We start from the raw sequence: 5,638 nt of genomic DNA, 5'->3' as shown, positions 1-5,638 counted from the left end.
GGCCGGCAGGCCAGAAGGGGGTGGGCGGGAACGCCAGCCTTCGAAAATTTGCGATTGGCACAACGCTAATGGCCAAACCCCGCGTTCAGTTCATCTGCCAGAATTGCGGCTCGGTGCATCAGCGCTGGGCCGGCAAATGCGATGCCTGCGGCGAGTGGAACACACTCGTCGAGGAAGGCACGGCCGGCGGTATCGGCTCGGGACCGGCCAATACCCGCAACGCCCGCAAGGGCCGCGCCGTGGTGCTCACCAGCCTTGCCGGCGACATCGAGGACGCGCCACGCATCGTTTCGGGCATCGGCGAGCTCGACCGCGCCACCGGCGGCGGCTTCGTGCGCGGCTCGGCGCTGCTGGTCGGCGGTGATCCCGGGATCGGCAAGTCGACGCTGCTGACGCAAGCAGCGGCGGCCTTGGCCTCGAAGGGTCACCGCATCGTCTACGTCTCGGGCGAGGAAGCGGTCGCGCAGATCCGGCTGCGCGCGCAGCGCCTCGGCGTCGCCTCGACACCGGTCGAGCTCGCGGCCGAAACCAATGTCGAGGACATCCTTGCAACAATCGCCGACGGCAAGCGGCCCGACCTCGTCATCCTCGATTCCATCCAGACGCTGTGGACCGACCTTGCCGATTCGGCGCCGGGCACCGTCACCCAGGTGCGCGCCGCCGCCCAGGCGATGATCCGCTATGCGAAATCCACAGGGGCCGCGATCGTGCTCGTCGGCCATGTCACCAAGGAAGGCCAGATCGCCGGCCCTCGCGTCGTCGAGCACATGGTCGACGGCGTGCTCTATTTCGAGGGCGAAGGCAACCATCACTTCCGCATCCTGCGCACGGTGAAGAACCGTTTCGGGCCGACCGACGAGATCGGCGTCTTCGAGATGTCGGACAAGGGCCTGCGCGAGGTCGCCAACCCATCCGAGCTGTTCCTCGGCGAGCGCCACGCGAAATCGCCGGGCGCCGCCGTTTTCGCCGGCATGGAAGGGACAAGGCCGGTGCTGGTCGAGATCCAGGCGCTGGTGGCGCCCTCCTCGCTCGGCACTCCGCGCCGCGCCGTGGTCGGCTGGGACGGCGCGCGGCTCTCCATGGTGCTGGCGGTGCTCGAGGCGCATTGCGGCGTCCGTTTCGGCCAGCACGACGTCTATCTCAACGTCGCCGGCGGCTACCGCATCTCGGAGCCGGCGGCCGATCTCGCGGTCGCCGCCGCACTTGTTTCCTCGCTCACCGGTCTTGCCCTTCCAGCCGATTGCGTCTATTTCGGCGAAATCAGCCTTTCGGGCGCGGTAAGGCCGGTTGCGCATGCGCAGCAGCGCCTTAAAGAGGCCGAAAAGCTGGGTTTCGGAAGCGCGGTGCTGCCGCTCGGCAGCGAGGAAGTCGTTGGCGGTAATGGGGCCGGGGGAATCGCGGCCGGCGCTTTCCAGCCAACCGAGCTTGCCGACCTCGTGGCGCGCATAGCCGGCTCACGCCGCAGCCGTGCCGACGAAGGGGAGTGATGCGGCTCATGATGTGGGGCGAAAGACATGCCGATTACGCTGCTTGACGGAATTCTCGTCGGCTTCACCCTGGTCTCGGCAATGCTTGCCATGGTGCGCGGCTTTTCCCGCGAGGTGCTGTCCGTGGTTTCGTGGGCAGCGGCGGCGGCGGCGGCCTTCTTCTTCTACAAGCCTGTGCTGCCCTACGTTCAGCCCTATGTCGACAACGACAAAATCGCCATGGCGGCGGCCGCCGGCATCGTCTTCGTCATCGCGCTGATCGTCGTTTCGGTGATCACCATGAAGATCGCCGACTGGATCATCGATTCGCGCATCGGCGCGCTCGACCGGACGCTCGGCTTCCTCTACGGCGCGGCACGCGGCGTCCTGGTCGTCGCGGTGGCGCTTTTGTTCTTCAACTGGCTGGCCGGCGCCAAGGCTCCTGCCTGGGTCGCCAACGCCAAGTCGCGGCCGCTGCTCGAGACGATCGGCGCCAAGCTCGAAAGCGTGCTGCCGGAGAATACGGAAGAGCTGGTCAACAAATACACGCATAAGGGCACGCCCACGACCGAGGCGCCGGCAACGTCCGACCAGCCCGCGGCCGAGCCGCCGGCCGCCGGCGAGGACAATGCGCCGGCCCCCGACGACAGCGAAGGCGAGGCGCCCGCCGACAACGAGCCGGCTCCGGCCCCTGCTCCGGCTCCCGCTCCGGCCCCGGCGCCGGCAAATTGAAATTCAGGCCAGCGCGGCGCTGGCCTAAAGCATTTTATGAATGCGGCATCGCGTGCGTTGCGTTCGACGGGCGATCGCCCTATATGGCGGCTTTAGCGGAGCTTGAGCACCAAATGGCAGACTCAACGGCAGACGCAGGCAAAGTCCTTTCCGCCGAGGCCGACGACCATTTCCACGACGAATGCGGCGTATTCGGCATTTTCGGCCGGCAGGACGCTGCGGCCATCGTCACGCTCGGGCTCCACGCCCTGCAGCATCGCGGCCAGGAAGCGGCCGGCATCGTCTCCTATGATGGCACACAGTTCCATGTCGAACGCCATGTCGGCCTCATCGGCGACACCTTCACCAAACAGCGCGTGATCGACAGCCTGCAGGGCAACCGCGCCATCGGCCATACCCGCTACGCCACTACCGGCGGCGCCGGCCTGCGCAACGTCCAGCCCTTCTTCGCCGAGCTCGCCGAAGGCGGTCTCGCTGTCGCCCACAACGGCAACCTCACCAATGCGCTCACCGTGCAGCGCGCATTGCAGAAGCAGGGCTCTATCTTCTCCTCGACCTCCGATACCGAGACGCTCTTGCATCTGGTCGCCACCAGCAAAGAGCGCGATCTCAACTCGCGCTTCATCGACGCGGTGCGCCAGGTCGAAGGCGCCTTCTCGCTGGTGGCGTTGACGGCCAAGAAGATGATCGGCTGCCGCGACCCGCTCGGCATCCGCCCGCTGGTGCTGGGCGATCTCGACGGCGCCTGGATCCTCGCTTCCGAGACCTGCGCGCTCGACATCATCGGCGCCCGCTTCGTGCGCGACATCAAGCCCGGCGAAATGGTGGTCGTCACCTCCAAGGGCATCGAGAGCCTGTTCCCGTTCGAGCCGCAGAAGACCCGCTTCTGCATCTTCGAATATGTCTATTTCGCCCGGCCGGATTCCTCGGTCGAGGGCCGCAATGTCTATGAGGTGCGCAAACGCATCGGCGCGGAGCTTGCGCAGGAAAACCCGGTCGAGGCCGACATCGTGGTGCCGGTGCCGGATTCCGGCACGCCGGCCGCGATCGGCTTTTCCCAGGCCGCGGGCATTCCCTTCGAGCTCGGCATCATCCGCAACCACTATGTCGGCCGCACCTTCATCCAGCCCGGCGATTCCATCCGCCATATGGGCGTGAAGCTCAAGCACAACGCCAACCGCCGCATGATCGAGGGCAAGCGCGTGGTGCTGGTCGACGATTCCATCGTGCGCGGCACCACCAGCCAGAAGATCGTGCAGATGGTGCGCGACGCCGGCGCCAAGGAAGTGCATATGCGCATCGCCTCGCCGCCGACCAGCGCATCCTGCTTCTACGGCGTCGACACGCCGGAGAAATCGAAGCTGCTCGCTTCGCGCATGTCGGTCGAGGAGATGGCCGAGTTCATCCGCGTCGATTCGCTCGGATTTCTCTCGATCGACGGGCTCTACCGCGCCGTCGGCGAGGCGCGCCGCGACAACGACCAGCCGCAATTCTGCGACGCCTGCTTCACAGGCCAGTACCCCACTCGCCTGCTCGACTTCGAAGGCCACGACAATGTGCGCACGCTGTCGCTGCTGGCGTCGAGCGGGTCGTAGGGGCGCGCCGGACTTTCATTTGCCTTTGCCAAGTTACCCCCCTCTGTCCTGCCGGACATCTCCCCCTCAAGGGGGGAGATCAGATGTCGCCATCGCTTTCGCCAATCTCGAAGGCTGCGAGAAAAGCGCCGGCGCCGGTGAAATCCAATCTCCCCCCCTTGAGGGGGAGATGCCCGGCAGGGCAGAGGGGGGTGTCTCGCGCCCACCTTACGAAAGCTTTCACATGACCCTCGACCTTTCCGGCCGCGTGGCAGTCGTCACCGGCGCCTCGCGCGGCATCGGCTATTTCATCGCCAAGGAACTGGCCGCGGCAGGCGCCCATGTGATCGCTGTCGCCCGCACCGTGGGCGGGCTGGAAGAACTCGACGATCAGATCAAGGCCGATGGCCGCGGACAGGCGACGCTGGTGCCGCTCGACCTCACCGACATGGCCGGCATCGACCGGCTGGGCGGCGCGATCCACGAGCGCTGGGGCAAGCTCGACATTCTGGTGGCGAACGCAGCCATCCTCGGCGTTGTCTCGCCGATCGGCCATGTCGAGGCAAAGACCTTCGAGAAGGTGATGACCATCAACGTCACCGCGACCTGGCGGCTGATCCGCTCGGTCGACCCGCTACTCAGGCTCTCCGACGCCGGCCGCGCGATCATCATGTCCTCAAACGCGGCGCACTCGGCGCGCGCTTTCTGGGCGCCCTACGCGGCCTCAAAGGCCGCGGTCGAGACGATGATGCGCTCCTGGGCGCATGAAACCGAGAGCCTGCCGCTCCGCGTCAACGCCGCCGATCCGGGCGCCACCCGCACGGCCATGCGCGCCCAGGCGATGCCCGGCGAGGATCCGGAGACGCTGCCGCATCCCTCCGAGGTCGCCAGGCGCATCGTGCCGCTGGCAAGCCCGGCGCTGAAGGAGACCGGCTTGATCTTCCAGGCCAAGCACAACCGCTTCGTCGCCTACCGGCAGCCGGAATAACTCGAGTTCAAAAACGCGTCGTGGTCGACTGAGCCTGCCTGGCGAAAGCCCTCTTCACGGCTCTGTGAACGGGGTGGCGGAAGCGTGTTCCGCCGCCCTGCTTTCGCCGCCCGAGGGGAGTTGCTAGGATCGACGCGACTCCCACATCCAGCAAAGTGAGGAATACCCATGGCTGCCACCCCCAGCGTAGCGTTGGTCTGGTATCTGGTGATCGCCGGCCCGCAAGGCGGCATGGTGGTGCTGCCCAGCACCTTCGACACCCGCGAACAGTGCACCAACGCCATCACCGAATATCAGAAGCAGCCGACGCCGCAGGGCTGGGCCGTGCAATGCGTGCCGAGCGCCTCGCCCTTCACCGACGAGGGGGATGCCGAGGAGCCCTCCGCGCAGTAGCGCGAGCTGATCTCCCCCCTTGAGGGGGAGATGGCCGCGAAGCGGCCAGAGGGGGTCGCCGCGCCTGAAGCGCCAACTCCTTCCGACATCAGACGACGCTGGCACTCTACGTGAGACGACCCCCTCTGTCGCCTTCGGCGACATCTCCCCCTCGAGGGGGGAAATTAGCTGGCGCTCACACTCAACGCCGGCTTGTTGTTGATCGTCTGGAACACGACGCAGTAGCGCTCGGTGAGCTTCAAGAGCGAATCGATGCGCTCCTGGGGTTCGTCGGTGTCGAGGTGGAATTTCAGCCGGATCTCGCGGAAGCCGACCGGCGCGTCGCGGGCGACGCCGAGCGTGCCGCGAAAATCGAGATCGCCCTCGGCCACGACGGTGGCGTTGCCGAGCGTGAACTCAAGCGCCGTCGCCACCGCCTTAAGCGTCACGCCGGCGCAGGCGACCAGCGCCTCGAGCAGCATGTCGCCCGAGCAGAGCTCCAGCCC

At 66.6% G+C, this 5,638-nt stretch carries 6 protein-coding genes; 5 read left to right on the top strand and 1 reads right to left on the bottom strand.

All coding sequences use genetic code 11. From position 1 onward, the window contains the following. The first annotated feature begins 68 nt into the window (after positions 1–68). The 5 genes from radA (at position 69) to EOA38_RS26180 (ending at position 5,153) form a co-directional block, all read left to right on the top strand. Positions 69–1,487, top strand: coding sequence for a DNA repair protein RadA (radA, locus tag EOA38_RS26205; protein WP_126094855.1), 1,419 nt, complete (start codon positions 69–71; stop codon positions 1,485–1,487). A gap of 27 nt (positions 1,488–1,514) precedes the next feature. After that, positions 1,515–2,198: a CvpA family protein gene (locus EOA38_RS26200; protein WP_126094856.1), complete on the top strand. Its 684-nt coding sequence runs from the start codon at positions 1,515–1,517 to the stop codon at positions 2,196–2,198. 113 nt (positions 2,199–2,311) lie between these two features. After that, positions 2,312–3,793 carry an amidophosphoribosyltransferase gene (gene purF, locus EOA38_RS26195; RefSeq protein ID WP_126094857.1) on the top strand — a complete coding sequence of 494 codons (1,482 nt, stop codon included), beginning with the start codon at positions 2,312–2,314 and terminating at the stop codon, positions 3,791–3,793. 223 nt (positions 3,794–4,016) lie between these two features. Next, positions 4,017–4,760 carry an SDR family NAD(P)-dependent oxidoreductase gene (locus tag EOA38_RS26185; RefSeq protein WP_126094858.1) on the top strand — a complete coding sequence of 248 codons (744 nt, stop codon included), beginning with the start codon at positions 4,017–4,019 and terminating at the stop codon, positions 4,758–4,760. A gap of 168 nt (positions 4,761–4,928) precedes the next feature. Beyond that, a complete protein-coding gene (locus tag EOA38_RS26180; protein WP_040984608.1) occupies positions 4,929–5,153 on the top strand; it encodes a hypothetical protein in 225 nt (74 codons plus the stop codon). A gap of 164 nt (positions 5,154–5,317) precedes the next feature. Here EOA38_RS26180 and EOA38_RS26175 read toward each other — a convergent pair. Next, positions 5,318–5,638: OsmC family protein (locus EOA38_RS26175; RefSeq protein ID WP_145966069.1), on the bottom strand; the 321-nt coding region annotated here is incomplete at its 5' end.

The organism is Mesorhizobium sp. M1E.F.Ca.ET.041.01.1.1 (assembly GCF_003997355.1).
GTDB lineage: Bacteria > Pseudomonadota > Alphaproteobacteria > Rhizobiales > Rhizobiaceae > Mesorhizobium.
This window is presented reverse-complemented; position numbering and strand designations above follow the sequence as displayed.

Excerpts from the sequence above, each read along its gene's own strand:
- radA (WP_126094855.1), top strand. The coding sequence starts at position 69 with ATGGCCAAACCCCGCGTTCAGTTCATCTGCCAGAATTGCGGCTCGGTG.
- EOA38_RS26200 (WP_126094856.1), top strand. The coding sequence starts at position 1,515 with ATGCCGATTACGCTGCTTGACGGAATTCTCGTCGGCTTCACCCTGGTC.
- purF (WP_126094857.1), top strand. The coding sequence starts at position 2,312 with ATGGCAGACTCAACGGCAGACGCAGGCAAAGTCCTTTCCGCCGAGGCC.
- EOA38_RS26185 (WP_126094858.1), top strand. The coding sequence starts at position 4,017 with ATGACCCTCGACCTTTCCGGCCGCGTGGCAGTCGTCACCGGCGCCTCG.
- EOA38_RS26180 (WP_040984608.1), top strand. The coding sequence starts at position 4,929 with ATGGCTGCCACCCCCAGCGTAGCGTTGGTCTGGTATCTGGTGATCGCC.